Raw genomic sequence first — 377 nt, forward strand, 5'->3', positions numbered from 1 at the left:
TCAAATGCTCGTATGTCTAGATTGCCTAATATATCAGCAGGCTTGAGAGGATTCGCTACTGATTTTGATATATGGTCTAAGACGTTAAACAATGCGGATGTAACTGTGGCTTCGGTCGCTTTTTCAAGGATCGGAAGTTTCTTAGATGCGGCTAGGAAGTTCAAGTATGATCCATCCCATATGGATGGTATTTCAAAAGCATTGAATTCAATACTAACGCCATTGGGCAATGCGGCTGCAATTACAGGAATTACTGAAGCAGGTATTGCTTTTGGTAGAATGGGCAGTTTGCTCAATGCTGTAACTAAGATCAATCCGCTACAACTTGATGGAGTGATGACTTCGTTGAGAGGACTACTCACCCATATGGGTGCCTC

At 42.4% G+C, this 377-nt stretch carries 1 protein-coding gene; it reads left to right on the top strand.

Features of this window, described 5'->3' with window-relative positions; translation table 11 throughout:
• The coding region (locus tag HX873_RS31575) for a hypothetical protein (RefSeq protein ID WP_177123891.1) at positions 1-377 on the top strand (377 nt) is incomplete at both ends.

This window comes from Pseudomonas sp. P7758 (assembly GCF_013386485.1).
Taxonomy (GTDB): domain Bacteria; phylum Pseudomonadota; class Gammaproteobacteria; order Pseudomonadales; family Pseudomonadaceae; genus Aquipseudomonas.